Origin of the sequence: Nonomuraea sp. NPDC049637, assembly GCF_040675235.1 — a bacterium.
In the GTDB taxonomy this organism is placed as follows: Bacteria; Actinomycetota; Actinomycetes; order Streptosporangiales; family Streptosporangiaceae; genus Nonomuraea.
Genome location: NZ_JBFAOM010000016.1, coordinates 135,776 through 161,020, shown reverse-complemented (window position 1 = coordinate 161,020; position 25,245 = coordinate 135,776). Strand labels below are relative to the sequence as shown.

The 25,245-nt window shown below is 71.3% G+C and carries 28 protein-coding genes; 9 read left to right on the top strand and 19 right to left on the bottom strand.

Annotated features, from left to right (window positions below; all coding sequences use genetic code 11):
- Window positions 1-269: 269 nt before the first annotated feature.
- On the bottom strand, window positions 270-986 hold the full coding sequence (locus AB0J71_RS23360) for a demethylmenaquinone methyltransferase (RefSeq protein WP_352322516.1): 717 nt from the start codon (window positions 984-986) through the stop codon (window positions 270-272).
- A 173-nt stretch (window positions 987-1,159) separates the two neighbouring features.
- On the opposite strand from AB0J71_RS23360, the gene AB0J71_RS23355 reads away from it, so the two are divergent.
- A complete protein-coding gene (locus AB0J71_RS23355; RefSeq protein WP_364415927.1) occupies window positions 1,160-2,365 on the top strand; it encodes a hypothetical protein in 1,206 nt (401 codons plus the stop codon).
- On the opposite strand, the gene AB0J71_RS23350 is transcribed toward AB0J71_RS23355, so the two are convergent.
- Entirely contained in the window at window positions 2,362-2,580 is a 219-nt protein-coding gene (locus AB0J71_RS23350; RefSeq protein ID WP_352322518.1) for a DUF4229 domain-containing protein, read from the bottom strand. The two genes, AB0J71_RS23355 and AB0J71_RS23350, sit on opposite strands and share 4 nt — an antisense overlap.
- Window positions 2,581-2,836: 256 nt before the next feature.
- Here AB0J71_RS23350 and AB0J71_RS23345 point away from each other — a divergent pair, with 256 nt between their 5' ends.
- Window positions 2,837-3,058: a BldC family transcriptional regulator gene (locus tag AB0J71_RS23345; RefSeq protein WP_026214226.1), complete on the top strand. Its 222-nt coding sequence runs from the start codon at window positions 2,837-2,839 to the stop codon at window positions 3,056-3,058.
- 165 nt (window positions 3,059-3,223) lie between these two features.
- On the opposite strand, the gene AB0J71_RS23340 is transcribed toward AB0J71_RS23345, so the two are convergent.
- A complete protein-coding gene (locus AB0J71_RS23340; RefSeq protein ID WP_352322519.1) occupies window positions 3,224-3,466 on the bottom strand; it encodes a hypothetical protein in 243 nt (80 codons plus the stop codon).
- Window positions 3,467-3,476: 10 nt separating this feature from the next.
- On the bottom strand, window positions 3,477-4,454 hold the full coding sequence (locus AB0J71_RS23335; RefSeq protein WP_352322520.1) for a hypothetical protein: 978 nt from the start codon (window positions 4,452-4,454) through the stop codon (window positions 3,477-3,479).
- 123 nt (window positions 4,455-4,577) lie between these two features.
- Here AB0J71_RS23335 and AB0J71_RS23330 point away from each other — a divergent pair, with 123 nt between their 5' ends.
- Window positions 4,578-4,865 carry a PLDc N-terminal domain-containing protein gene (locus tag AB0J71_RS23330; protein WP_352322521.1) on the top strand — a complete coding sequence of 96 codons (288 nt, stop codon included), beginning with the start codon at window positions 4,578-4,580 and terminating at the stop codon, window positions 4,863-4,865.
- Here the strand turns inward: AB0J71_RS23330 and ccsA are convergent.
- The 5 genes from ccsA to AB0J71_RS23305 form a co-directional block, all read right to left on the bottom strand.
- Window positions 4,862-5,821: a cytochrome c biogenesis protein CcsA gene (ccsA, locus tag AB0J71_RS23325; RefSeq protein WP_352322522.1), complete on the bottom strand. Its 960-nt coding sequence runs from the start codon at window positions 5,819-5,821 to the stop codon at window positions 4,862-4,864. The two genes, AB0J71_RS23330 and ccsA, sit on opposite strands and share 4 nt — an antisense overlap.
- Entirely contained in the window at window positions 5,811-7,373 is a 1,563-nt protein-coding gene (locus AB0J71_RS23320) for a cytochrome c biogenesis protein ResB (protein ID WP_352322523.1), read from the bottom strand. Before AB0J71_RS23320 ends, ccsA begins: the two co-directional genes overlap by 11 nt.
- Window positions 7,373-8,095 carry a cytochrome c biogenesis protein CcdA gene (locus tag AB0J71_RS23315; RefSeq protein WP_352322524.1) on the bottom strand — a complete coding sequence of 241 codons (723 nt, stop codon included), beginning with the start codon at window positions 8,093-8,095 and terminating at the stop codon, window positions 7,373-7,375. The genes AB0J71_RS23320 and AB0J71_RS23315 overlap by 1 nt, the downstream gene beginning before the upstream one ends.
- Window positions 8,088-8,651, bottom strand: coding sequence for a TlpA disulfide reductase family protein (locus AB0J71_RS23310; protein WP_364415925.1), 564 nt, complete (start codon window positions 8,649-8,651; stop codon window positions 8,088-8,090). Before AB0J71_RS23310 ends, AB0J71_RS23315 begins: the two co-directional genes overlap by 8 nt.
- Before the next feature lie 71 nt (window positions 8,652-8,722).
- Entirely contained in the window at window positions 8,723-9,361 is a 639-nt protein-coding gene (locus tag AB0J71_RS23305; RefSeq protein ID WP_352322526.1) for a histidine phosphatase family protein, read from the bottom strand.
- 241 nt (window positions 9,362-9,602) lie between these two features.
- On the opposite strand from AB0J71_RS23305, the gene AB0J71_RS23300 reads away from it, so the two are divergent.
- Window positions 9,603-10,463, top strand: a complete 861-nt coding sequence (locus AB0J71_RS23300; RefSeq protein ID WP_352322527.1) for a DMT family transporter — start codon at window positions 9,603-9,605, stop codon at window positions 10,461-10,463.
- A gap of 55 nt (window positions 10,464-10,518) precedes the next feature.
- Here the strand turns inward: AB0J71_RS23300 and AB0J71_RS23295 are convergent, their stop codons facing one another.
- Window positions 10,519-11,439, bottom strand: a complete 921-nt coding sequence (locus tag AB0J71_RS23295) for a LysR family transcriptional regulator (protein ID WP_352322528.1) — start codon at window positions 11,437-11,439, stop codon at window positions 10,519-10,521.
- Between the two features lie 183 nt (window positions 11,440-11,622).
- Between AB0J71_RS23295 and AB0J71_RS23290 the strand changes: the two genes are divergently transcribed.
- Window positions 11,623-12,522, top strand: a complete 900-nt coding sequence (locus AB0J71_RS23290; protein ID WP_364415923.1) for an EamA family transporter — start codon at window positions 11,623-11,625, stop codon at window positions 12,520-12,522.
- On the opposite strand, the gene hemL is transcribed toward AB0J71_RS23290, so the two are convergent.
- From hemL to AB0J71_RS23255, 7 genes are all read right to left on the bottom strand, one after another.
- Complete coding sequence (gene hemL, locus AB0J71_RS23285; protein WP_364415921.1) at window positions 12,464-13,753, bottom strand: glutamate-1-semialdehyde 2,1-aminomutase; 1,290 nt, start codon at window positions 13,751-13,753, stop codon at window positions 12,464-12,466. The two genes, AB0J71_RS23290 and hemL, sit on opposite strands and share 59 nt — an antisense overlap.
- 48 nt (window positions 13,754-13,801) lie before the next feature.
- Window positions 13,802-14,431, bottom strand: a complete 630-nt coding sequence (locus AB0J71_RS23280; protein ID WP_352322531.1) for a bifunctional DNA primase/polymerase — start codon at window positions 14,429-14,431, stop codon at window positions 13,802-13,804.
- Window positions 14,432-14,559: 128 nt separating this feature from the next.
- Entirely contained in the window at window positions 14,560-15,543 is a 984-nt protein-coding gene (hemB, locus tag AB0J71_RS23275; protein WP_364415919.1) for a porphobilinogen synthase, read from the bottom strand.
- A complete protein-coding gene (locus tag AB0J71_RS23270) occupies window positions 15,540-17,045 on the bottom strand; it encodes a bifunctional uroporphyrinogen-III C-methyltransferase/uroporphyrinogen-III synthase (RefSeq protein ID WP_352322533.1) in 1,506 nt (501 codons plus the stop codon). The genes hemB and AB0J71_RS23270 overlap by 4 nt, the downstream gene beginning before the upstream one ends.
- A 35-nt stretch (window positions 17,046-17,080) precedes the next feature.
- Window positions 17,081-17,986 (bottom strand): hydroxymethylbilane synthase, encoded by a 906-nt coding sequence (gene hemC / locus AB0J71_RS23265; RefSeq protein WP_352322534.1) that lies wholly within the window; start codon window positions 17,984-17,986, stop codon window positions 17,081-17,083.
- Window positions 17,983-19,239, bottom strand: coding sequence for a glutamyl-tRNA reductase (locus AB0J71_RS23260; protein ID WP_352322535.1), 1,257 nt, complete (start codon window positions 19,237-19,239; stop codon window positions 17,983-17,985). The genes hemC and AB0J71_RS23260 overlap by 4 nt, the downstream gene beginning before the upstream one ends.
- Entirely contained in the window at window positions 19,236-19,913 is a 678-nt protein-coding gene (locus AB0J71_RS23255) for a redox-sensing transcriptional repressor Rex (protein WP_352322536.1), read from the bottom strand. Before AB0J71_RS23255 ends, AB0J71_RS23260 begins: the two co-directional genes overlap by 4 nt.
- Before the next feature lie 113 nt (window positions 19,914-20,026).
- Here AB0J71_RS23255 and AB0J71_RS23250 point away from each other — a divergent pair, with 113 nt between their 5' ends.
- Window positions 20,027-20,260 (top strand): glutaredoxin family protein, encoded by a 234-nt coding sequence (locus AB0J71_RS23250; RefSeq protein ID WP_352322537.1) that lies wholly within the window; start codon window positions 20,027-20,029, stop codon window positions 20,258-20,260.
- Window positions 20,261-20,270: 10 nt separating this feature from the next.
- On the opposite strand, the gene AB0J71_RS23245 is transcribed toward AB0J71_RS23250, so the two are convergent.
- On the bottom strand, window positions 20,271-21,680 hold the full coding sequence (locus tag AB0J71_RS23245) for an antibiotic biosynthesis monooxygenase (protein ID WP_364415917.1): 1,410 nt from the start codon (window positions 21,678-21,680) through the stop codon (window positions 20,271-20,273).
- A gap of 288 nt (window positions 21,681-21,968) precedes the next feature.
- Here AB0J71_RS23245 and AB0J71_RS23240 point away from each other — a divergent pair, with 288 nt between their 5' ends.
- Genes AB0J71_RS23240 through AB0J71_RS23230 form a run of 3 tightly spaced genes read left to right on the top strand, consistent with a single transcriptional unit; the run spans window position 21,969 to window position 24,135 of the window.
- A complete protein-coding gene (locus AB0J71_RS23240) occupies window positions 21,969-22,532 on the top strand; it encodes a sigma-70 family RNA polymerase sigma factor (RefSeq protein ID WP_352322539.1) in 564 nt (187 codons plus the stop codon).
- A gap of 60 nt (window positions 22,533-22,592) precedes the next feature.
- Window positions 22,593-23,243 (top strand): DUF5667 domain-containing protein, encoded by a 651-nt coding sequence (locus AB0J71_RS23235; RefSeq protein ID WP_364415915.1) that lies wholly within the window; start codon window positions 22,593-22,595, stop codon window positions 23,241-23,243.
- A gap of 22 nt (window positions 23,244-23,265) precedes the next feature.
- Complete coding sequence (locus AB0J71_RS23230; protein ID WP_364388508.1) at window positions 23,266-24,135, top strand: HAD-IB family hydrolase; 870 nt, start codon at window positions 23,266-23,268, stop codon at window positions 24,133-24,135.
- Window positions 24,136-24,231: 96 nt separating this feature from the next.
- Here AB0J71_RS23230 and AB0J71_RS23225 read toward each other — a convergent pair whose 3' ends face one another.
- Window positions 24,232-25,245, bottom strand: a complete 1,014-nt coding sequence (locus tag AB0J71_RS23225; protein WP_352325269.1) for an LCP family protein — start codon at window positions 25,243-25,245, stop codon at window positions 24,232-24,234.

The window sequence follows — 25,245 nt, the reverse complement described above, 5'->3', positions numbered from 1 at the left end:
CTCGGCGAGGGTCACCCTCGCCGGCGGCCCGTCCTGGCCCGGATCCGGCGTTCGGCCGGTGAGCGGGACGCTCGGCGGCGGGCTTGCGGTGGCGGCGGGCTTTCTCCGATCCCTGGATCCCTTCCGAGAAATCGCGAGATATGCCCACAAAGGCCGACGGCAACCGGAAAGAGGCCCTGTCGTCATCCGGCGAGAATTTCCCTCCGGCAAAAGACGGAAAACGATTCCAGGAACTTTCGCCATGACCGCCCGCCCGTGGCCGGAGCGGCTCAGGCGGGCTTGAACGCCCGGTGGACGGCGACGATGCCCATCGTCAGGTTGCGCCAGGCGACCCGCTCCCAGCCGGCGTCGCTGATCGTCCGGGCCAGCGTCCGCTGGTCGGGCCAGTCTCTGATGGACTCGGCCAGGTAGTCGTAGGAGTCGTCGTTGGAGCCGAACACCTTGGCCACCTTGGGCAGGGCCCGCATCAGGTATTCGCGGTAGACCAGGTCGAACGGCCCGAACGTGACGTGCGAGAACTCCAGGATCACCAGCCGGCCGCCCGGCCGGGTCACGCGGAGCATCTCGCGCAGCGCCTGCGAGGTGTCGTGCACGTTGCGCAGCGCCACCGAGATCGTCACCGCGTCGAAGACGTCGTCGGCGAACGGCAGCCGCATCGCGTCGCCGGCCACGAAGGGGATGCCGGGCCCGCTCAGCGAGTTGCCGCCGTGCCGCTGCACGCCCGTGCGCAACATGCCGAGGGAGAAGTCGGAGGCCACCGCGCGGGCGCCGAGGCTGGTGAAGCTGTCGGTGGAGGTGCCGGTGCCCGCTCCCAGGTCGAGCACGACCTCGCCGGGCCCCGCGTCGACGGCGGCGGCCACGGCCTTGCGCCAGAGCCTGACCTGCCACAGCGAGGCCACGTCGTTGACCAGGTCGTAGCGCCGGGCGGTGCGATCGAACATCGCGGCGACCTCGTCCGGCTGCTTGTCCAACTGAGCGCGCGTCATGCGGACAAGAGTACTCACGCGGCCAGGGGGGTATTCGCCGGGCGTTACGGCCTTTGACCAGCCCCCACTACGGCCTTTGACCAGCCGCCGCCGGGCCGCCGGCGAGCCAGGCCCTTGCGGCAATTCACGCAAAGTAGCGGCACCGCTACCGAACGTCTGCTAGTTGTTGGTGAATGCTTGCCCGTGTCGCCCTTGCGGCGATCATCGCCTCGGCCCCCGTCGCGCACCCCCGCGTGGTCTCGGCCGACCCGGTCGACAACACCCCCCACGTCCTCGACGGCATCGTCAACGCCATCGCGCTGGTCGGTGGCACCGTCGTCGTCGGCGGCTCGTTCAGCGAGGTCAGCGATGCCGGGCGCACGTACACGCTGCGCCGGGCCAACCTGTTCGCCTACGACCTGGCGACCGGCCGCATCCTGCGCGACTTCGCGCCGTCCGTCGCCGGGCCGGTCTACGGGCTGGCCGCCGGCGACCACGGCACGGTCTACGTGGGCGGCGCCTTCCCCGGCGTCAACAACGTCGGCGCCCGCGCGCTCGCCCGGATCAGCGTCGCCGACGGGCAGCTCGTCGACGGCTTCCTGCCCCGGATCGAGGGCGGCATGGTCACGACCCTGGTCAGGAACGGCTCCAGGCTCTACGTCGGCGGCGACTTCGTCCGGCCGCGCATCGCCCTGGCCGGGCTCGACGCCGCGACGGGCGTGGCCGACCCCGGCTTCGCCGTCACGCCGGGCGAGCCGCTGACGTCCAGGGTGAAGGTCCAGGCCCTCGCCCTGTCGGGCGGCCGGCTGGCGGTCGACGGCTCGTTCACCACGCTCGGCGGGCGGTCCCGGCCGCAGCTCGGGCTGATCGACGTCAGCGGGCCCGTGGCCAGGGTCGCCGACTGGCGGACCGAGGTCTACGCGCAGCGCTGCGCGGAGGCGTTCCCCTCCTACGTGCGCGGCCTCGACTTCGCCCCCGACGGCCGCTCCTTCGTGGTCGTCACGACCGGGGGCCCGAAGGGCCGCATGTGCGACACGGCCGCCCGGTTCGAGACGTACGCCGCAGGCCCGGACGCCAGGCCGACCTGGACCAACGCCACCGGCGGCGACTCGCTCTACGCGGTGGCGGTCACCGGCTCAGCGGTGTACGTCGGCGGCCACCAGCGCTGGCTGGACAACCCGCAGGGCCGCGACTCGGCCGGCCCGGGAGCGGTGCCCCGCGAGGGCATCGGCGCCATTCATCCGCGCACGGGAAAGGCGCTCGCCTGGAATCCCGGCCGTGAGCGGGGCATCGGCGTGAAGGCATTTCTGGCGCACAAGACCGGCCTACTAGTCGGTAGTGACACAACGCGACTCGGACGGGAGTACCATGCCCGGATTGGCATGTTCCCCCTGCCCTAGTCGTCCTGCGGCTCCGGCCGGTCGATCCGGCCGCTGAGGCGGGCGCTGACGGCGTCACGCTGCTTCGACAGCAGCACGTAGCTGGCTATGCCGCTGATGACGAAAGCGGCCGCGAGCAGGAACAGCGGGTTTTGCAGGCCGACGAGGTACAGAACACCCAGGGTCACGACAAACAGGGCGATCCGCGACGCGGTGTAAACGAGAACGGGATGCACAGGTTCGAGGTTACTCGTCCCTGCGTAGCGGTCGCTCTTCGCATCGGACGCGAGCGCTGCTACTGTTCCAGTAAGGGTGTTTCGTAAAGAAACACCCACGAGAGCCCCAAAGAGGCTCTATCATATAACAATCGGGCAGTCAGCTGATAACAACCCGTGATCTTTGTCGAAAACCACGGATAAATCAGGCTTCGCTCGACACACTGGTTACCTGTCCGCCCGCTGGCAGGAAGCGGGATGCGAGGGGGAGAGATTGGTGGAGAGTAGCAGCGAGCGTCTGCTGACCCCAGGAGAGGTTGCCGCCCTCTTCCGGGTAGACCCAAAGACGGTTACGCGCTGGGCTGCGGCAGGCCGCATCAGCAGTATCCGCACCCCCGGAGGGCACCGGCGCTTCCGCGAGTCGGAAGTGCACGCCCTTCTTCGAGGCGAGGACGTTCTCACGGCCGACAGGCCAGCAGGTGAGTCCCCGCGCGTGTGACGTTCCGTCTAGTCGGTGATCCTGAGATCCGCCAGGATCACCGCTGGCGGGACCTCTATTCGCCTCATCTCGTGAGGCCGTGAACGAGCATGCCTGCGGGCCACACTTCCCGAGGGCAGGCACGGGGCGGCGCCAACCGCCGACCGTGGCTGGCGTCTGTCCTTCTCAGACGTCCTCCTGGCTGGCCTTGAAGGCCAGGAACTCGCGTTCGAGGTCGTCGTTCTCCTCTTCCCAGCGACTGCGGCGCTCGGCCGCCTCCTCCTCGGTCACCGACTCGGGCAGCCACTTGTCGTAGTCGGGATCGCCGGGCTGCACGTCCACGTACGCGTTGCCGATCAGACGCCCGTCTTCGCTGGTCAGGCTCTGCGGCACGCGCAGGGTCCCGTCAGCGAGCCGGATGACGTACATGGGTGATCACCTAGATTCCGTAGCGCCGGTTGAAGAAGAGCATGACGTCGAGCGCCATCCGTGTGTCGCCGCCGAGCATGTCGACCAGGGCCGGGCGCTGGCGGGCGGCGATGGCGGCGAAGGCGTCGGCGAAGAACTCCTTGCGGCCCAGGCCGTTGCCCTGGCGGTGGAAGGTCGAGGCCAGCTTGGGGAAGGCGTTCTCGTAGAGCCGGACGAACTCCGGCGAGTCCGACACCCATTCGCCGTGGAAGGAGTCCAGGTCGTCGATGGCGTGGCCGACCTCGTGCATCATCACGTCCGGCGTGGGTGAGGGGCGGTCGCCCACCACGATCTTGCGGTCGCCGTACGCGCCGGCGCAGATGTCCCAGGTGGCCCGGCCGGACGGGAGCGGCGCGCCGCGTAAGTAGCCCATGTCGTCGAGGTCGGGGACGCCGCCGGGGCCGACGTAGATGCCTTCGAGGCCGGCGGCCAGCAGCTCCTTCAGCCGGTCGGGCAGCCGGGCCAGGCTCTCCACGGCGCGTACGGCGTCCTTGGAGGGCGGGCCGTGCCGGGCGTCCCACTGGCGGTGGAGGATCTTCTCCAGCTTGCCGCAGTGGCGCAGTCCGTCGCCGATGGAGGGGGCCTCCGGCCTGTTGGGCTGGGCCCTCGGCGGCGTGTCGTCGAGCTCGAAGTCGTACCAGGTGTAGCGGGGGCGTTCGGCGACGGCGGCGGGCAGGCGGGCTGCGCGCTCGCGCAGCGAGAGGCCGTCCCAGGTGACCTCGCGCCGCTGGGGGTCGCCCGGACGGGCGAACCGTTCCGGCTGCTGCTCCCTGCGCCGCTCCGCGCCCTTGAGCTGCTCTCTCGGGACCTCGGGGCGGCTCTCCCTCCGCCGGGACCAGAAGGAACGGTCCGCGTCCGGAGGAGCCTCGTCACGCCGCGAGAAGAGGTACGACCCGCGGCGCCACCAACGGCCGCGCCGATGTCGGCCCTTGTCGTGAGAAAAGGCCATCGCACCCCTTCACGCCGCTTCCATGGCGAACCGGGTTCCACGGTACGACGCTGATCTTCCCTAGTCATCCGAAACGGGACATCGTCCGACACGATCACGTCGCGGATGGCTTACAGTTCGGGCATGGCAGGTGTTCTGATCGGCCTGGCGTTGCTGGCCTTCTGGCTCTTCTCGCTCTTCGACGTCATCACCGCACCCGAGGAAGAGGTCCGGAACGTACCAAAGGCGCTGTGGGTCCTCATCGTCGTGCTGGTCCCGCTGCTCGGCGGCGTGATCTGGATGCTGCGCGGGCGGCCCAGGGCCGAGCGCGACCCGTGGCCGGTGCCGCCGGGCCCGGGCGCGCCGAAGGGCCCGGACGACGACCCCGACTTCCTGAGAGATCTCGACCGGCGGATGCGCGGCGAGGACTAACCGCTGACGTCGGCGTAGCTGTGCAGGCCGGAGATGAAGATGTTGACGCCGACCAGGTTGAAGATCAGGCACCCGAACGCCAGCAGCTGCACGATCATGGCGGCCCTGCCCCGCCAGCCGGCGGTCACCCTGGCGTGCAGGTAGGCCGCGTACGCCACCCAGGTGATGAACGACCAGACCTCCTTGGGGTCCCAGCCCCAGTATCGGCCCCAGGCGCGGTCGGCCCAGAGCGCGCCGGCGATGACGGCGAACGTCCACAGCGGGAAGGCCAGCACGATCGCGCGGTGGGCCACCCGCTCCAGGTCGTCGCGGCTGGGCAGGCGCGACAGCCCCTCGCCGCGCACCAGGAACAGCACGCCCGACACGCCGGCCAGCGTGAACAGCCCGCTGGCCAGGATCGCCGCGGTGACGTGGATCGCGATCCAGTACGAGTTCAGCGCCGGCACCACGGGACCGGCCGCCGTGTAGAGCACCTTGACCGCGAACCCGAGCCCGAGCGTGGCGGCGATCATGACGAACGCGCCCAGGAACCGCACGTTCTGGCGGACCTGGGTGAACAGGAACGCGGTCACGGCGGCGAAGCAGATGGCCACCACGAACTCGTACATGTTGCCCCACGGCCACCGGCCGACCGCCAGGCCGCGGGTGATGATGGCGCCGAGGTTGGCGGCCCACCCGATCCAGGCCAGCACGAGCGCGACCCGCCCGGCCCTGGCCCCGCCCGCCATGACGGGCACGGGCTCGGCGACGGGCGCCTCGGCCTCGGTGGCGGCGTCGCCGTCGGAGGGGGCGCCGACCGTGACGGGCTGCCGGGCGGCCCGCTTCACGGCCGCCTTGCCCAGGACGGCCCTTCCGAAGGCCAGCTCCATCGCGAAGCCCACCATGGCGATGATGTAGAGCAGGACGGCGCCGACGACGAAGTTGTCGCTCAGCCCGGCCAATTGCTCAGCGGACATGCTGTTCTCCTGCTGATAGAGCCTTGACGATCTCGGCGAACTCCTCGGCGAAGCCCGCCGCGGAGCCCTCGGTACGGGTCAGGCCGCCCACGTCGACCCGCCCTTCCCTGACCCGCACCCAGACGCGCCGGCGGCGGATCATCAACGACAGCGCGATGGCGACCACCGCGACGGCAGCGGCGACCAGCGCGGGCACCCGCCCGGGGTCGTAGGCGGTCTGGAGCGTGATCCACTCCTTGACGCCGGTGAACTCCAGCTTCCCCGCGCCGCCGGGCAGCTCGGCGGACTCCCCCACCGACAGCGGCTTGGTCGCGAACGATCCCCGCACCACGGGGACGACCTTGCCGTCGAGCTCGTCCGGCAGGATCTTGTAGACCGACTGCGGCTTGCCCGACCGCATGCCGAGGTCGCCCACGTAACCGCCGAGGAGCTGCACCTGCGGCTGGAGCTCGCCGGGGAAGGCCGAGGCGTAGGTGCCGTCGGTTAGCGGCACGCTGGTGGGCAGGAAACGCAGCAGGAACCCCAGCTGGGACGGCTGCGCGTCGGGCGCCTTGACGACGCACGACGAGGTCAGCGTGGCCTTCTGGTCGATCAGGCAGGCCACGGGCCCTTCGTAGGCGACCTGGCCCTTGCCGTCGGTGACCTTGAAGACGGGTGCGTAGCCGTGGCCGATCAGGTACGTCTGCGTCCCGTCGACCTCCAGCGGGTCGTTGACCTTGAGCTCGTAGTCGCGGGCGGGCGCGCCGGGCCGGTCGTGCACCTTCAGGTAGGCGGAGTAGTCGAGCTCCTGGCCCTTCTTGTCGCCCTCGACCTGGTAGGTGGCCTTGAAGTCGGTCAGCTCGAACGAGAACGGCTGGAGGGACTCGGCCGAGACCTGACTGCCGGGGATGAACCTGTCGTAGGCGGCCACCGTGTTGGCGAAGCCGTCGCCCTCGACGACCAGGACGTTGCCGCGGTAGCCGTACAGGGAGCCGAAGCCGACCGCGAGCAGGATGCCGAGCAGCGCGACGTGGAAGAACAGGTTGCCGGTCTCGCGCAGGTAGCCCTTCTCGGCGGCCACCCAGCCGTCGCCGGTGACGACGCGGAAGCGCATCTTGCGCAGCCGCCCGGCGGCCTCCTCCACGGTGAGGTCGCCCTCGAAGGAGTCGGAGTGCGGCAGCCGGGACAGGTTCTTGGGCGCGGCGGGCGGCTTGCGGCGCAGCTCGCGCAGGTAGGTGGCGGTGCGCGGGATGATGCAGCCGACGAGCGAGGTGAACAGCAGCAGGTAGACGGCGGCGAACCAGACCGAGGTGAACACCTCGAAGAGCTGGAACCGGTCGTACCACTCGGCCAGGGTCGGATTCTGCTGGTAGAGCTGGGCCACCTTGTCGGGTTCGACGCTGCGCTGGGGCACCAGCGAGCCCGGGATCGAGCCGAGCGCCAGCAGGAAGAGCAGGATCAGCGCGGTCTTCATCGAGGTGAGGGTGCGCCAGCCCCACCGGAGCCAGCCGACCGGCCCCATGCCGGCCTGCCGCGGCTCGCGCTCCTCGCGCACCAGCTCGTCGACGCTCATCAGATCACCGGCTCGAACGCGCCGATGAGCCCCTGCATGGCCGCGATCATCGCACCCCACAGTCCGGTGACGAGCAGCAGCCCGACGGCCACCATCATGCCCCCGCCGATCCTGGTGATCAGCCGGGTGTGCCTGCGCACGGCCTGGAACGTGCGCAGCGCCTTGCTGTAGGCCAGGGCGGCGGCCACGAACGGCAGCCCGAGGCCCAGCGCGTAGGCGACGGCCAGCAGGGCGCCGCGCGAGGCGCTGCCCTCGTTGAGCCCGAGCGTGAGCACGACGGCCAGCGTGGGGCCGATGCACGGCGTCCAGCCCAGGCCGAACACCACGCCGAGCAGCGGCGCGCCGGCCAGGCCCGCGGCCGGCAGCTTGTGGATGCGCACGTCGCGCATCAGGCCGGGCAGCACGCCGAGGAAGGCCAGCCCGAGCAGGATCGTCAGGACGCCGAGCACCCGCGTGATGACCTGGGCGTTGCCCAGCATGATCGAGCCGAGCCCGCCGAACAGCGCGCCGCTGAGCACGAACACCAGCGCGAACCCGGCCACGAACAGCACCGTGCCGAGCACCAGCCGCCCCCGCTTGGGGTCGGCGCTCATGCCCGTGACGTACGACAGATAGCCCGGCACCAGCGGCAGCACGCACGGCGACAGGAACGACACCACCCCGGCCAGCAGCGCGATCGGCACCGCGAGCAGCAACGAGCCCGAGGCGACGACGTCACTCATCGTGCACCTTGGTCACCGTGTTCATCAGGTCGGTGTACTTGACCGCCCCGAGCGCCCTGGCCGCGATGCGCCCCTGCTTGTCGATGACCAGCGTGGACGGGATCGCCGCGGGCGGCACGGTGCCCTGGAAGGACAGCGCGACCTTGCCGGGCTGGTCGAAGATGTGGGAGTAGCCGGTCTGCTCGGTGCGCTCGAAGGCGAGGGCGTCGGCCTGGCGGTCCTTGAAGTCGATGCCGAGGAACTGCACGTCGCCCTTGGTCTTGGCGGCGACCTCCTTGAGCACCGGCGCCTCGGCCCGGCACGGGCCGCACCACGAGGCCCAGAAGTTGATCACCACGACCTTGCCCTTGTGGGCGGCCAGCGAGGCCGTGCCGCCGTCGAGCGTGGGGCCCTCGACCGGCGGGGCCGCCTTGCGGTCGGCGGCGTCGAAGACCTGCATCTTGCCGTCGCCCGCGACGAACCGGGTGTCACCCACCTGGGGCTGCCCGCTCTGGTTGGCCGCGCAGCCCGCGGCCAGCGCGGCCAGGAGAACGAGGGAGATGGACGTCGCGCGCACGGAGGATGATCTCCTTGTACTACAACCGGTAGAGCTTGCAACTCTACCGGCGGGCAGACATGGCCCCGACATCAGGCCCCTGGTACCGACGGCCCCGAACTCAGCGATCCGGCCGGCTCGCTGTAGCCGACGCTGACCAGGCGGTCGCCCTCGAAGGTGAAGGTGGTGAGGCTGGCCAGCGCGCACTGCCTGCGGCGCGGGTCGTGCCAGAGCCGGCGGCCCTCGGCGGCCATCCTGATCGTCCAGATCGGGAGCTGGTGGCTGACCAGCACGGCCTCGTGCCCGCGCGCGGCCGCCCTGGCGTCGTCGACGGCCGCCTTCATGCGCGCCACGATCGCCGGGTACGCCTCGCCCCACGACGGGCGCAGCGGGTTCCAGAAATAGCGGTAGTTGCGCGGGTTGCGGAAGATGGCCAGCCCCTGGCCGACCGGACGGCCCTGCAGCATGTTCGCCGCTTCGAGCAGGCGGTCGTCCTCGGTCACGTCGAGGCCGAGCTTGTCGGCGAGCGGGGCCGCGGTCTCCAGCGCGCGTTCGAGCGGCGAGCTGTGGATCGCGACGATGTCGCGGCCGCCGACGGCCTTGGCGACCGTCTCGGCCATGAGCCTGCCGGTGTCGGACAGGTGGTAGCCGGGCAGCCTGCCGTACAGGATGCCGCCGGGATTGTGCACCTCACCGTGGCGCAAAAGGTGGACGACGGTCGTTTCAGCCATGGTGTGCCACAGCCTATCCGTTTCGATGCCGGTCATAGTCAGGGGCTGCCTGGTCCGGCATTTCGCGCGCAGGTATGGTCGGGACGACTGCGCCTAGGGTTCCGCGTCCGGTCCGCCTCCCCCGTCACACAACCAGGGCCGGAAGACAGGTCCGAGCGGCGCCGCGGCCCGCCGGGCCGTACAGCTGACGGGACAAAAGCCTGGAGGCTCCTCTCCGTCACCGCTGGAAGGAGTCGCCCGGATGAGCCCTTGGGCGCTGGTCCTCATTCTCGTCGCCGCCGTCGCGCACGCCACCTGGAACCTGCTGAGCAAGAAGGCGGCCCAGGCCGACGGCATCGTCTTCCTCTGGCTGGTCGGGGTCGTGGCCATGGTGGTGTGGAGCCCGCTGTTCGCGGGGTTCCTGCTGGTCACGGGCGCCCGGCTGTCGTGGGGCGACCTGGCGGTGATCGGCGGCAGCACGGCCCTGCACCTGGGGTACTTCGTGCTGCTCCAGCGCGGCTACGGCGCCGGCGACCTGTCGCTGGTCTACCCCGTCGCCCGCGGGACGGGGCCGATGCTGGCCAGCCTGGTCGCCGTGTTGTTCCTGGACGAGCACCCGGCGCCGGCCGGCGTGGCCGGGATCGTGCTCGTCGGCGTCGGGGTGTTCATGATGAGCGGCGGCGCGGCCGGGCGGGGCGACCTGCGGGGGCTGGCGTCGGGGCTGGTCGTGGGGCTGTTCATCGCCGGGTACACGGTGTGGGACTCGCAGGTGGTCAGCGCGTTCGCGGTGGCGCCGATCATGCTCAACTACCTCGGGGAGGTCGGGCGGGCGCTGGCGCTCACGCCGTTCGTCGCCGGGGCCAGGCGGCGGCTGGTCGGGGCCGTGTGGCGGGAGCACCGGTCGCGGATCGTGGGAGCGGCGTTCCTGATCTTCCTGTCGTACCTGCTGGTGCTGGTCGCGTTCACGATGGCGCCGGTGAGCGTGGTGGCGCCGGCGCGCGAGGTGAGCGTGCTGATCGCGGTGCTGCTCGGCGGGCGGCTGCTGGCCGAGGGCGACCTGCGGCGGCGGCTGCTGGCGGCGGGCGTGATCCTCGGCGGCGTGGTGGCGATCGCGCTCAGCTGAGCGCGGGTCGGGCGGGTGCGCGGCCGGGTGCAGGGCCGGCTGCGCGCCTGGGTGCTCAGTTGACCGCCCAGGCGTTCTCCTGTTCGCGGCTGACGCCGATCAGCGCCTCGACCGTGGCCCTGATCGCGGGACGGCGGGCCGCGTCGGTGCGCCACACCGCGTAGATGCGGCGCGTCTGCCGCGGCATGATCGGCACCAGCCGCACGCCGTCGGGCACGCAGTCGCGGCCCAGGCGCGGCACGATCGCGCAGCCGAGCCCGGCGGCGACCAGCGCGAGCTGGGTGGGGTACTCGTCGGCCATGCACGCGATCTCCGGCTCCAGCGAGGCGTTGCGCAGCGTGAAGACCAGCCAGTCGTGGCAGACCGTGCCGGGCGACGAGCTGATCCACCGCTCGCCGTGCAGCTCGGCCAGCCCCACCTCCCTGCGCCCGGCCAGCGGATGGCCGGCCGGGATGGCGACGTCGGCCACGTCGTCGAGCAGCGTGGCCCTGGACAGGCCCTCGGGCATGGCGATGGGCCGGTTGAGCCAGTCCTGCATCACGCCCAGGTCCAGCTCGCCCCTGGCCACCTCGCGCAGCACCCGCTCCGGCTCGCGCTCGTAGAGCTGCACGTGCAGGTCGGGGTGGTGCCTCTTGAGCTGGACGAGCGCGCCGGGCATCAGGCCGCGGGTCGCGGTGGCGAAGGCGGCGATGCTGAGCCGGCCGACGACCTCGCCGCGCAGCGCCTCGAAGTCCGCCTCCGCGGTCTCGACCAGGGCCAGGATGCGCTCGGCGTGCTCGGCGAGCAGGCCGGCGGCGTCGGTCAGCCGCACGCCGCGGCCGTTGCGCTCCATGAGCCGGGCGCCGGTCTCCCGCTCCAGCTTGGCGATCTGCTGGCTGACGGCCGACGGGGTGACCATGAGCGCGTCGGCCGCCGCGCCGACCGACCCGTACACGTGCACGGCGTGAAGGGCCTTGAGCCGGTTCAGGTCCAACATGTAAGCCAGACTAAAGGGTTTAGCGTAGAAAGTCTCGCTTGTCCTTGTATCTGAAGCAGATGAAAATATATGCATGCGAATCATTAAGAGCAGGAAGCCCGAGACCCGTTCCACCTCGTACCTGAAGGTCCTCGCCGAGCAGGCCCGCGAGCAGCGCAACCGGTACCAGAAGACCCGCTCTGCGTGAGCCCCCGCCACCTCGCCCTAGCCGTCGGCCTCGCGGCCGTGTGGGGCTTCAACTTCGTCGTCATGCAGGTCGGCCTGAAGCACTTCCCTCCCCTGTTGTACGCGGGGATCAGGTTCACCCTGGCGGCGTTCCCCGCCCTGCTGATCGTGGGGCGGCCCGGAGTCCCGTGGCGCTGGGTCGCCGGGGTGGCGGCCACTCTCGGAGTGGGTCAGTTCGGCCTGTTGCTGGTGGGCATGCGAGCGGGCATGCCGGCCGGACTGACCTCTCTCGTCCTGCAGATGCAGGCGTTGTTCACCGTGCTGTTCGCGGTGACGCTGCTCGGCGAGCGGCTCACCGCCCGTCGCGTCCTCGGCCTGGCGGTCGCCTTCTGCGGCCTGGCCCTGGTGGCGTTCGACTTCGGGGTGTCCGGCCCGCTGGGCGCGTTCGCCCTGTGCGTGGCCGCCGCCGCGGCCTGGGGGCTCGGCAACGTGGTCCAGCGCAGGGCCGCGCCGCCGGACTCGCTGCGGTTCATGGTCTGGGTGAGCGCCTTCTCGGCGCCGCCCCTCCTGCTGCTGTCGTTGCTGGTCGAGGGGCCGCCGGTGCTGGCCGCCCCCGCCGAGGGCTGGTTGTCGCTGGCCTACGTGGCCTTCGTCTCGACGCTCGGCGGGTTCGGCGTGTGGGGCTGGCTGCTGCGCCGGTACGACGCCTCGACCGTGGCGCCGTACACGCTGCTGGTGCCGGTGTTCGGCATGTCGTCGGCCGCGCTGGCGGCCGGCGAGCCCCTCTCCTGGACCGAGGTCCTGGCCGCGGCCCTCATCGTCGCCGGCGTGCTGTACGCCGGCACCAGACCGCGCCGCGCTACAGAACCGCCGCGGCCGCCTTCGCCGCTGCCGGCAGGGCCTCGCCGATCCGGTTGAGCGCCTCGTCGTCGTGCGAGGCCGACAGGAACCACGCCTCGTACGCCGACGGCGGCAGGTAGACGCCCTGGTCGAGCATCGCGTGGAAGAACGCGGTGAAGGCCACCGTGTTCTGCGCCTTGGCCTGGTCGAAGTTGCTGACCTCGCCCTCGGCGAAGAAGATCGAGAACAGGCTGCCGGCACGCTGCAACCGGTGGGGCACGCCCGCCTTCGCCAGCGCGTCGGCCGCCGCGTCGCCCACCGCGAGCGCCGCGGCGTCGATGCGCGCGTAGGCGTCGGCGTCGAGGGCGCGCATGGTCGCCAGGCCGGCGGCGCAGGCCAGCGGATTGCCGGACAGCGTGCCCGCCTGGTAGACCGGGCCCTCCGGAGCCAGGAAGGCCATCACGTCGGCCCGGCCGCCGAACGCCGCCGCGGGCAGGCCGCCGCCCATGACCTTGCCGAACGTCATCAGGTCGGCGTCGACCGGGTCGAGGCCGTACCAGCCGGCGGAGGAGACGCGGAAGCCGGTCAGCACCTCGTCGACGATGAGCAGCGCGCCGTTGGCCGTGCACAGCTCGCGCAGCCGGGCGTTGAACCCGTCGCGCGGCGGGACGACGCCCATGTTCGCCGGGCACGCCTCGGTGATCACGCAGGCGATCTCGGCGGCCGCGAACGCCTCCTCCACCGCCTGCACGTCGTTGTACGGCAGCACGATCGTGTCGGCCGCCGACGCCCCGGTCACCCCGGGCGTGTCCGGCAGCCCGAACGTCACCACGCCCGACCCGGCCGAGGCCAGCAGGGCGTCGACGTGCCCGTGGTAGCAGCCGGCGAACTTGATCACCTTGGACCGCCCGGTGAAGCCGCGCGCCAGGCGCACCGCGCTCATCGTCGCCTCGGTGCCGGAGCTGACCAGGCGCACCTTCTCGACCGGCGCCATCCGGGCGACGATCTCCTCGGCCAGCTCGACCTCGCCCGGCGTGGCGGTGCCGTAGGAGAAGCCGTGCGCGACCGCGCCGGAGACGGCCTCGACGACCGCGGGATGCCGGTGGCCCAGGATCATCGGGCCCCAGGAGCAGACCAGGTCGACGTAGCGGTTGCCGTCGACGTCGGTGATGTACGGCCCCTGGCCCGAGGCCATGAAACGCGGCGTGCCGCCCACCGCGCCGAATGCGCGCACGGGCGAGTTGACGCCGCCGGGCACCACTTCCCTGGCGCGGGTGAAAAGACCTTCGGAGTTCTGTGTACGGCTCACCCGACCCAGGTTAGTCCCGCAGGTCCGTGCCCCCGCCGCGGGGCGTGCTCAGTCGGCGAGCCATTCCAGGATGCGCAGCGGGTCGGGCAGCGGACGGCCGTCGGGGGGCCGCAGCCAGGAGACCGGCTGGCCCGAGGGCAGCATCGAGGGCGGCGCGAGCACGTAGCTGTCGCGGCAGTGCCAGCGCAGGCCCGGCGTGTCGTCGATGGTGGCCGGGTCGCAGTCGAGCTGGCAGGACCACCACTCGTCCTCGTCCTCGGGATTGCCGCGGGTGGCCACATAAAACAAGACCCGGTCGCCTTGAGCGGCGACCGGGCCTGGGTGGGCTCCGGCGGCGTCGATCCTGGTGAGGGCCGACAGGCCGGCGGCGAGCGGTACGTCGAACACGTCGAACACGCGCCCTGTGGGCAGGATCACGCCGGCCTCCGGCTCGCTCTCCCACCAGCGGGTGAGCAGCGTCGTGTCCGTCGTGGCCTGCATGTGCCAGGCGGGCGAGAGCGGATGGGCGCCGGGGTCGGGACAGCCGACGCGGTCGCACGAACACGCGCGCGGGCCGTGCCGCAGCGGATAGGCACCCGGCACGACCGGCCAGCCCAGGGACGCGTACTCCAGCACGGAATCGATGCGTGTCGGGCGCGACCGCTTTCTGGTACGCCGAGCCAGTGGTACCCCCACCATGGTGTCTCCCGTCGAGTCAGCGCCTGAGGAGGTCCCGGCTCCGGGCCGTTCGCACACCGCGGGACACACCAGCACTTGTCATCGCACTCTAACGCACACGCCTCAGGAGTTGACGGGAAACCCCTTGGTTAGAGCTGGCGCGCCACTTCCGTCGCCCAGTACGTGAGGATCATGTCGGCGCCGGCGCGCTTGATGGCGACCAGCGACTCCATGATCGTCCGGTCGCGGTCGATCCAGCCGTTGGCCGCCGCCGCCTCGACCATCGCGTACTCACCGCTCACCTGGTAGGCCGCCACCGGCACGTCGACCGCGTCGCGCACCCGGGTGATGACGTCGAGGTAGGCCAGCGCCGGCTTGACCATGACGGCGTCGGCGCCCTCGGCCAGGTCGAGCCTGACCTCGCGCAGCGCCTCCTCCAGCGGACCGGCCGGGTCCTGCTGGTGGGTGCTGCGGTCGCCGAACTGCGGCGCGCACTCGGCGGCCTCGCGGAACGGGCCGAAGAAGGCGGAGGCGTACTTGACGGAGTAGGACAGGATCGGGACGTCGGCGTGGCCGGCCCCGTCGAGCGCGGCGCGGATGGCGCCGACCTGGCCGTCCATCATGCCGCTCGGCGCGATCATCTGGGAGCCTGCGTCGGCCTGGGCCAGCGCGATGGAGGCGTAACGCTCAAGCGTGGCGTCGTTGTCCACCTCGCCGGACGGGGTCAGGATCCCGCAGTGGCCGTGGTCGGTGAACTCGTCGAGGCAGGTGTCGGCCATGACCACGAGGGCGTCGCCGACCTCGGCGGTCACCTCGCGCAGCGCGACCTGGAGGATGCCGTCGGGGTCGTCGGCCGCCGACCCGGTCGCGTCCTTGACCGCGGGGATGCCGAACAGGATCAGGCCGCCCACGCCCGCCTCGGCCGCGTCGTGCGCGGCCTTGCGCAGCGAGTCGCGGGTGTGCTGGGACACGCCCGGCATGGACGCCACCGGCTGCGGCGCGTCGATGCCCTCCTTGACGAACAGCGGCAGGATCAGGTCCGCGGCGTGCAGCCGCGTGCCCGACACCATCCGGCGCAGCGCCTGGCTGCGACGCAGGCGCCGGGGACGTGCGACGGGGTACTGGGCGCTCACTTGGCTCTCCTCCTGGCGCCACGGCGGTTCTGGGAGGGCCTGCGCGGGCTGTCACCCGCGGCCACGGCCGCCTGGCGCTGCTTGGCACCGAACTCGGCCAGCGCTGCGGCCAGGGCTGATGCGGATGGCTTGTCGGACATGACGTCGACCCGGAGGCCGAACTCCTCGGCCGTCTTGGCCGTCTGCGGGCCGATCACCGCGATGACGGTGACGTTGTGCGGCTTGCCCGCGATGCCGACCAGGTTGCGCACGGTGGAGGACGAGGTGAACAGCACGGCGTCGAAGCCGCCGCCCTTGATCGCCTCGCGGATGGGCGCGGGCGGCGGCGCGGCGCGCACCGTCCGGTACGCCGTCACGTCGTCGCACTCCCAGCCCAGCTCGGTGAGCCCGGCCACCAGCGTGTCGGTCGAGATGTCGGCCCGGGGCAGCAGCACCCGGTTGATCGGGTCGAGCATCGAGTCGTAGGGCGGCCACTCGGCCACGAGCCCTTCGGAGGACTGCTCGCCCGAGGGCAGCAGGTCGGGCTTGACGCCGAACTCGACCAGGGCCCGCGAGGTGGCCTCGCCCACGGCGGCCACCTTGAGCCCGGCGAAGGCCCGCGCGTCGAGCCCGTACTCCTCGAACTTCTCGCGCACCGCCTTGACGGCGTTGGCGCTGGTGAAGGCCACCCACTCGTACCGGCCGGTGACCAGGCCCTTGATGGCGCGGTCCATCTGCTGCGGCGTGCGCGGCGGCTCGACCGAGATGGTCGGCACCTCCTCGGGCACCGCGCCGTAGGCCACGAGCTGCTCGGACAGGCTGCGGGACTGCTCCTTCGTCCGCGGCACCAGCACCCGCCAGCCGAACAGCGGCTTGGTCTCGAACCACGACAGCCGCTCGCGCTGCCCCACGGCCTCGCCGACCACGATCAGCGCGGGCTCGGTGAACCCGGCGTGCTTCAGGTCGGCCTGCAGCCGGCCGAGCGAGGACACGACGGTGTACTGCTCGGTGGTGGTGCCGCCGCTGCTGACGGCGACCGGCGTGGTGTCGGGCTTGCCGCCGGCGATCAGCGCCTTGCCGATGGCGACGGCCTCGGCGATGCCGTTGTAGATCACCAGCGTGCCGCGGGTGGCGGCGTGGGACGACCAGTCCTGCTCCTGAGCGGCGTCGACGACGCGGAACTCGGGCACGGCCGTGGCCGCCGGGATGCCGGCGTAGGTGAGCACCGCGGTCGCGGGCGGCACGCCGGGCACGATCTCGAAGTCCACCTCCGCCGCCACGCAGGCCGCGACCTCGTCGTCGATCGAGGAGAACAACATGGGGTCGCCCGCGCACAGGCGCACCACGAGCTGCCCGGCCTTGGCCCGCTGGACGTAGTCGCCCTCGGCGACCTCGACGCCCTCGCGGCAGTGCTTGAGCAGCGGGCCGGACTGCTCGTCGTCGAGCACGACGGCGTCCGCCTTGCCGAGAAGTTCGGCGGCGCGGAGCGTCAGCAGGTTGGGGTCACCAGGACCCGCCCCCACGAAGGCGACGAAACCGGAGGTTGGACTATCGGAGCTCAATGGGATTGCTCCCCCATCAATCTGTCGGCCCCTTCGGCGATCATCTCGGCCGCCAGGAGGCGGCCCAGCTGTGCAGCCTCCGAAGGAGAACCGGCGGCGGACTTGCGGACCGCTTCGCGGCCGTCGATGGAGACGACCACTGCGGTCAGGTTCAGAGTGTGCCCGTCATCGGCCGCGAAAGCACCCACGGGGGCGGCGCAGCCTGCTTCCAGGGCGGACAGGACGGCGCGTTCGGCGGTCACCGCGCTGCGCGTGCGCGGGTCGTCGAGCACGGACAGGATCTCGATGAGGTCGGCGCGCGCGGCCAGGCACTCCACGGCGAGCGCGCCCTGGCCGGGGGCCGGCAGCAGCTCCTCGACCTCGAAGATCTGCGCGATCTCGCCGGCGCGGCCGAGCCTGGTGAGCCCGGCGCTGGCCAGCACGACGGCGTCGAGCTCGCCCGCGGCGATCTTGCCGATGCGCGTGTCGGCGTTGCCGCGGATCGGGACGTACTCCAGGTCGGGGCGGAGCGCGCTCAGCATGGCGACGCGGCGCGGCGAGCCCGTGCCGACCCTGGCCCCGGCGGGCAGGTCGGCGAACTTGTGCGAGCCGACCAGCGCGTCGCGGTGGTCATGGCGCTCGGGCAGCGCGGCCAGCGTGAAGCGCGGGTCCTGCTTGGTCGGCAGATCCTTCAGCGAGTGGACGGCGAAGTCGATCTCGCCCTCGACCAGCTTGTCGCGCAACGCGCTGACGAACACGCCGGTGCCGCCGAGCTGCGCCAGGTGCGCCTTGGTCACGTCGCCGAAGGTCGTCACGCCCACCAGCTCGACCGGGCGCCCGGTGCGCGCGGTGAGGGCGTCGGCCACCATCTGGGACTGCGTGGTCGCCAGCATGCTGCGGCGGGTGCCCAACCGCAGGTTCACAGCTCCACCTCCCTCACGGCCGCGGGCATCTTCGGATCGAGATTGAACAACTCACGCAGGGCTTCCGCATAATGATCGCCTCCTGGACCGGCGGCGAGCTGCTTGACACGCACAGTCGGCTCGTGAAGCAGTTTGTCAACGACCCTCTGCACGGTCATGGCGATTTCGTCCCTGGCCTTGTCGTCGAGATCGGGCATGCGCATCATCAGGCGGCCCAGCTCGGACTCCACCACGCCCGCCGCCTTGCTGCGCAGCGCCACCACGGTAGGGGTGACGCGGGCCGCGCGGGCGGCGTCGAGGTAGGCGTTCAGCTCCTCGGCCACGAGCGCGCGCACGGACTCGACGGCGTCGCCGCCGCGCGCGCCGACGCCGGACTCCTGGATCGTCTCCAGGTCGACCAGCGTGACGCCGGGCACCTCGCGCACGGCCGGGTCGATGTCGTGCGGCAGCGCCAGGTCGAGCAGGAACACGCCCCTGGTCAGCATGTCGGGGGTGATGACGTGCCGCCCGGCGCCGGTGCAGGTGATGACGACGTCGGCGCCCGCCAGCTCCTCGCGCACGGCGGCGAACGCGACGGCCCGGCCGCCGACCGATTCGGCCAGCCGCGCGCCCCGCTCGTACGTGCGGTTGGCCACGACGATGTCGGTGACCCCGGCGCGCTGGAGCGTGACGGCGGCCAGCGAGCTCATCGAGCCCGCGCCCACCACCAGCGCCCGCCGCCCGGCCAGGTCGCCGGCGAGCGCCAGGCCCGCCGAGACCAGCGAGGGGCCCGCCTGGTCGATGCCGGTGTCGGTGTGGGCGCGCTTGCCGACGCGCAGGGCCTGCTGCGTCAGCTCGTTGAGGGTCGCGCCGACCGTGCCGTGCTTCTGGGCGAGCTTGAGCGCCTGGCGGACCTGGCCCAGGATCTGGCCCTCGCCGACGGCCATGGAGTCGAGGCCGCACACCATCGAGAACAGGTGCTCGACGGCCCGCTCCTCGTAGTGCACGTAGAGATGCGGGGTCAGCTCGTCGGCCGGCACGCCGGAGTGGACGGCCAGCAGCCCGCTGATCGAGGTGACCGCGGCGTGGAAGCGGTCGACCGTGACGTAGATCTCGACCCTGTTGCAGGTCGAGATCACCATGGCCTCCGCGACGCTGGTGTCCTGCTGCACGTCGTGCAGCAGCTTGACCAGCGCGTCACCGGTCACCGAGACGCGTTCGAGAAGCGCCACCGGAGCGGTCCGGTGGCTGAGTCCGATCGCCAGAACACTCATTGACCGTCCACCGCCATGAGTGGCCCCCCAGCTTTGCGTTGCTCGTGGAACGCGAGAATCTGCAGTTCGATTGACAAGTCGACCTTCCGGACATCGACGGTGTCCGGAACGGTGAGAACGACTGGGGCGAAGTTCAGGATGCTGGTCACGCCCACGGCGACAACACGATCGCACACTTCCTGCGCCGCTGCCGCCGGTGTCGCCAGTACCACGATCGAGACTCCACGCCGCTTGATGACGGCTTCCAGTTCGTCGATGTGCTCCACATTCAACCCCGCGATGGTGTCGCCCACGACTTCGGGGTCGGCGTCGAAGAGCGCGGCCACGCGGAAGCCCCTGGAGACGAAGCCGCCGTAGTTCGCCAGGGCGCGGCCGAGGTTGCCGACCCCGACGATCGCGACCGCCCAGTCCTGGGTCAGGCCGAGTTCGCGGGAGATCTGGTAGACGAGGTACTCCACCTCGTAGCCTACGCCGCGGGTGCCGTACGAGCCGAGGTGCGAGAGATCCTTGCGGAGCTTGGCCGAGTTCACGCCCGCGGCCACGGCCAGGTCCTCCGAGCTCACGGTCGCGACGCCGCGCTCCGCCATCCCGTGCAGCGCCCGCAGGTACAGCGGAAGCCTGGCGACCGTCGCCTCGGGGATGCCGCGGTCACGGGACTGGGACGTGCTCTTCACGTGCCGGAGCTCCAGGGAACGGGCGGTGGGGACCGCTGAACGGATTAGAACCGTCTTTCAGGTTAATCCCTTTGTGAACCGATGCACAAAGTAGGGGCGCTACCGTTGGTGACATGCATCGCATCACCTTGCTCGGCAAACCCGGCTGCCACCTCTGTGACGACGCCCGCGCGGTCATCGCCAGGGTGGCCGGAGAGCTGGGCGTGCCGTGGGAGGAGGTCAGCATCGACTCCTCCGAGGAGCTCAGGGAGAAGTACTGGGAGATGATCCCGGTGACGCTGATCGACGGCGTGCAGCACGACTTCTGGCGGGTCGACGAGGCCCGCCTGCGCGCCGCCCTCGCCTAGAACATGACGGTCAGAACATGACGGTGGGCAGCGGCACCACCTTCGCGGCGTTGACGTTGAGCTCGATGACGTTGGTGGCCAGCACCATCGCCTGACGCTCGTTGAGGAACCGCTCGACGTGCGGCTGGCGCTGGTGGTCGCGGTAGGCGACCTCGTCGCGGTAGAGCTCGTAGACGATGCGCTGCAGCGGGGCCGACTTGACGGCGTGGCAGGCGTAGACGAGCGTGTCGGGCTCGCCGCGGCGCACGGCCTCGACGGTGGCCTCGGCCAGGCGGTCGAACGCGTCGCCGGCGCCGTCCATGATGGTGAAGACGGTGAGCAGGCCGTAGATGCTGGGTGAGGGCCTGCCGCCCGCCTGCTGGGGCTGCGGCGGGGTGAACAGCTCGGCGCCCGGGTAGACCACGCCGGTGCCGGGCATCGCGTAGTCGGGCCGGGGGGGCTGGGCGTCCATGCGCGGGGAGGTGTCCATGCGCGGGGGCGGGGAGCCGTTCATGATGTAGCCGGTCGCGGGGCCCGAGTCGGGCGCGGCCCCCATCCGGGCGGCGTGGTCGACCTGCTGGTCGCCCGCCCGGTATTCGGCCACCAGGTCGCCCAGGCCGGGCGAGCGGCGCGGGGCCGCCACAGGGGGCGCCACAGGGGGCGCCACGGGAGGCGGCACGGCGGCCGGCACGGGCTCGGGCGCGGCCCTGCGGCCCGGCCGGCGCTCCACGTCGTCGTGCTGCGGCGCCTCCAGGTCGTCCTCGTCGTCCTCGTACGGCGCCAGCGGGCGCAGCACGGTGTACCAGATCGCCGCCGCGCCCACCGCGAGCAGCGCGGTGGTGAACAGGGGCGGCACCGAGAACCGCATGGCCCCGACCAGGGCGATGCTCGACGGCGCGATGACCAGGACCGCGTGGAGGTTGTCGGTGTCGTACTCGTCGCCGCCGCGCCACTTGAGCCCGGCCACCACCACGCACGCCAGCAGGACGACCACGTCGATCGTGTGCACGCCGATGAGCAGCTTGTCCGGGATGAGCCCCCACATGGAAGAGCCGGACGGCAGCGCCTTGCCCAGGTCGGTGGACCTGAGCGGGTCGAAGGTCAGGATCGCGACGGAGACGACGGTGAGCGCGATGCCGAACAACCAGGCCAGGAACCTCGGCGGCACCTTGTCGGACAGCAGCTGGATGAGGCCCACGGCCAGCCAGAGCGGCGCCAGCAGCGACCCGGTCACCTGGTAGAGGCGGAAGGTGACCGGCCCGAACCCCAGGACGTAACCGACGCCGATCGCGGCCAGCGACAGGCACAGGGCGCCGGCTGCAACGGTCCAGGCGATCAACCAGCCCTCGGGCTCGTCGCGCAGCCGCCTGATCAGGGCTCCGGTCGCGACGGCGGCGAGGAGCGCACCGGCAAGGGCTATGACAGCAACGAGGATCTCCATGGTGACTCCAATGCTGCCGGACGATGCCTCCCGGCCGGTAGCCGAAGAGGAAACAGGCGCTCCATGAGGGGCTTCGCCGCAGGCTGTGGGGTATGCGCCTATACGGTATAGGGCGATTACTCGTAGCCAGGCCAGCAGGCGCGGATTGTGGAATTTCCAGTTGATTTCTAGAGTATTCGAGCACGCCGCACCCCTTACCCCTAGGGATACCGGATGCCTGATTCGTGGCCGTTCGCCGGGCTGCTTGCTCCAGCGGTCGCTGGACCTGCCCGGACGGGCGAGCTTGGCGTGCGCGAAGAAGTGCCCGACGACATCCGTACGCTGGTGCTGCACGCCAAGAACGGATGCACGGACTCCTTTGGCACGCTCTACGACCGCTACGTGGACCTCGTCTACCGCTACATCTACTTCCGGGTCGGCTCCCACCAGCTCGCCGAGGACCTGACCAGCGAGACCTTCCTGCGCGCGCTGCGCAGGATCGGCGACTTCACCTGGCAGGGCCGCGACTTCGGCGCCTGGCTCGTCACCATCGCCAGGAACCTGGTGGCCGACCACTTCAAGTCCGGCCGTTACCGACTGGAGATCCCGACGGGAGAGCTGATCGACGTGCCGCTCGAAGGCGCGCACATCCCGGAGAACGCGGTGGTCACGGCCATCATCAACGACCGGGTGCTGCGCGCCGTCCGCGATCTCAATCCCGACCAGCAGGAATGCGTGGTGCTGCGCTTCCTGCACGGCCTCTCGCTCGCGGAAACCGCGTTGATCATGGGGAAGAAGAGTGGAGCGATCAAAGCGCTGCAGTTTCGGGCCATTCGAACGCTCGCCAGGGCACTCAAGCACGACCTGGCGTAACCTCTCCCACCCGCACCTCGTTAGGCCAGTTGTCACGGCTGGATCCCTCAGGGAGCTGTCATGAGTAGGGCGCGCAGGCGGCGGGAGCTCGTCATCGAGCGTCTCACGGAGCTGCACGGCCCGTCTCAGGGCGGCGGACCCGGGGCGGCCTTCCGCGAGCGCCTGCGCGAGGACCTGGTCTCCGGCCGCCTGCTGCTGACGGCCCCCGACGAGGAGCGCGCGCCGGGCCCGGCCGTTCCGGCCGTGCGCCGGCGACGCCGTCCGCTGTTGTCCCAGGTCGCCACGCTGGGCCTGGCGGGGGCGATGATGGTGGCGTCCTTCGCCACCTACCAGGCGGTCCCCGGTGACACGCTCTACCCGCTCAAGCGGGCCGCGGAGAGCACCCTCGTGCACCTGAGCACCGACGACGCCCAGCGGGGCGAGCGTGAGCTGGCCTCGGCCGAGACCCGCGCCAAGGAGGTCGCCAGCCTGCTCGGCTCGTCCACCGACAGCCCGCTGGTCGGCCAGACGCTCAAGGACATGGAGGACTCCACCCGCTCCGGGATCAGCCGGCTGACGCGTACGCAGCCCCGCTCGTCCAAGATCAAGAAGTTCGCCCAGAAGCAGCGGGAGACGGTCGAGCCGATGCTGGACCACCTCAACGAGGCACAGAAGGGACAGGCCGCCGGCTACCTCGACTACATCGAAGGGCTCGTGGCACCGGCTAGGTAAGCTGAACCGCATGTGGCGGCTAATGCGACGACGACACGAGGTTGAGGCCGAGGCCGCCGGCGAGGCCGCGGCGCGGGCGGCGGTCACCGTCGCGCCGGCCGAGCCGGTCGAGCCGGACCTGGAGGCGGCGGCCTTCTTCGACGTCGACAACACCATGATGCGCGGCGCGTCCATCTACCACTTCGCCCGCGGGCTGGCCACGCGCGGCATGTTCACCACGTCCGATCTGTTGAAGTTCGCCGTCGGCCAGGCCGTGTTCCGGTTGCGCGGCAACGAGAACCCCGAGCACATCGCGGTCGCCCGGGAGACCGCGCTCGCCTTCGTCGCGGGCGCCAAGGTCGACGACGTCGTCCGCCTCGGCGAGGAGATCTACGACGAGGTCATGGCCGACCGCATCTGGGGCGGCACCCGCGCGCTCGCGCAGAGCCACCTCGACGCCGGCCAGCGGGTCTGGCTCGTCACGGCCACGCCCGTCGAGCTGGCCCGGGTCATCGCCCAGCGGCTCGGCCTCACCGGCGCGCTCGGCACGGTCGCCGAGACCGCCGGCGGCGTCTACACCGGCCACCTGGTGGGCGACCTGCTGCACGGCCCGGCCAAGGCGGAGGCGGTGCGCGCGCTGGCCCGCCGCGAAGGGCTCGACCTGACCCGCTGCACGGCCTACAGCGACTCGGCCAACGACCTGCCGATGTTGTCGCTGGTCGGCAGCGCGGTGGCGATCAACCCCGACAGCGAGCTGCGCGAGCACGCCAGGAAGCACGACTGGCCGGTCAAAGACTTCCGCACCGGCCGCAAGGCCACCATGACCGCCCTGCCGATCGCGGCCGGGGTCGGCGCGATCGCGGGCGGCGTGGCGGCGGGCATCGCCCTGCGCAGGCACTACCGCTCCCACTGACCGCCCGCCCGACGCAGCCGCCGACGAGGCCGCCGGCGCGGCCCGGCGGCGTGGACGGCTCCTTGACGTCCACGGCCGGGCGTGCGCCGGCGCCGGTCATCGCAGGCGTTCGAACAGCTTCCTGGCGTCCGGTTGCAGCCATTCGATCCGGTTGGGGTCGTCCTGGGCCGGTTTCCAGGGCACGGTGACGAACGTCACCTTCGTCGCGGACGTGGCTCTGGCCAGCTCGACCATGGCCTCCAGGCTCAGGTCCGTCCTGACCGACTTGCGCACCTCGCCGAGGAAGCCGCGCAGCCGGGCCGGGTCGGCGGCCGCGCTCCTCGCCTTCTTCAGCATCGCCAGCAGCAGGATCTGCTGCCGCTTGATCCGCTGGATGTCCGAGCCGTCGCCGTAGCGGCGCAGCCGGGCGTAGCCGAGGGCGGCCTCGCCGTTCAGGGTGACCTTGCCGGCGGGCAGTCTCAGCTTCGCCGCCTTGTCGTCCACGGGGGACCTGAGCGTGATCTGCACGCCGCCGAGGGCGTCCACCATGCCCTTGAAGCCGGCGAAGTCGACCTCGACCGTGTGGTCGATGCGGACGTCGGTCAGCTTCTCCAGCGTCTTGACCAGACAGGACGCGCCGCCGGTGTTGTACGCCGAGTTGACCATGTCCTTCCGCGCCGGGTCGGACCCGCACGGCGGGATCTGCACGATCGAGTCGCGCGGCACGCTGACCCCGACGGCCTGGCCGCGGTCGGCGGGCACGTGCACGAGCAGGATGGTGTCGGAGCGCCTGCCGCCCTTGTCGGGCGTCCTGGCCAGGTGGGGCCCGTACTTGGCGTTGCCCGGCCCGTCGCGCGTGTCGGAGCCGATCACCAGGATGTTGCGAGCGCCGCTCATGTCGACCGGCCGCGCGCCCGTCGACGGTCCGGCCACGGTGTTGCCGTTGACCAGCGCGGTCGGCACCGCGACGGCCGCGGCCGTGCCCACGGCGACCAGGCCGGCCGTCCAGTAGGCGTTCCATCTGCGCCGCGGGCGCTCCCGCAGCAGGCGGTCGCGCTGGCGGGCGAGCGTCGGGGGCGGCTCGTGCTCCAGTTCCCCGCCGAGGTCGCGGAGCATCCGCAGGTCGTCCAT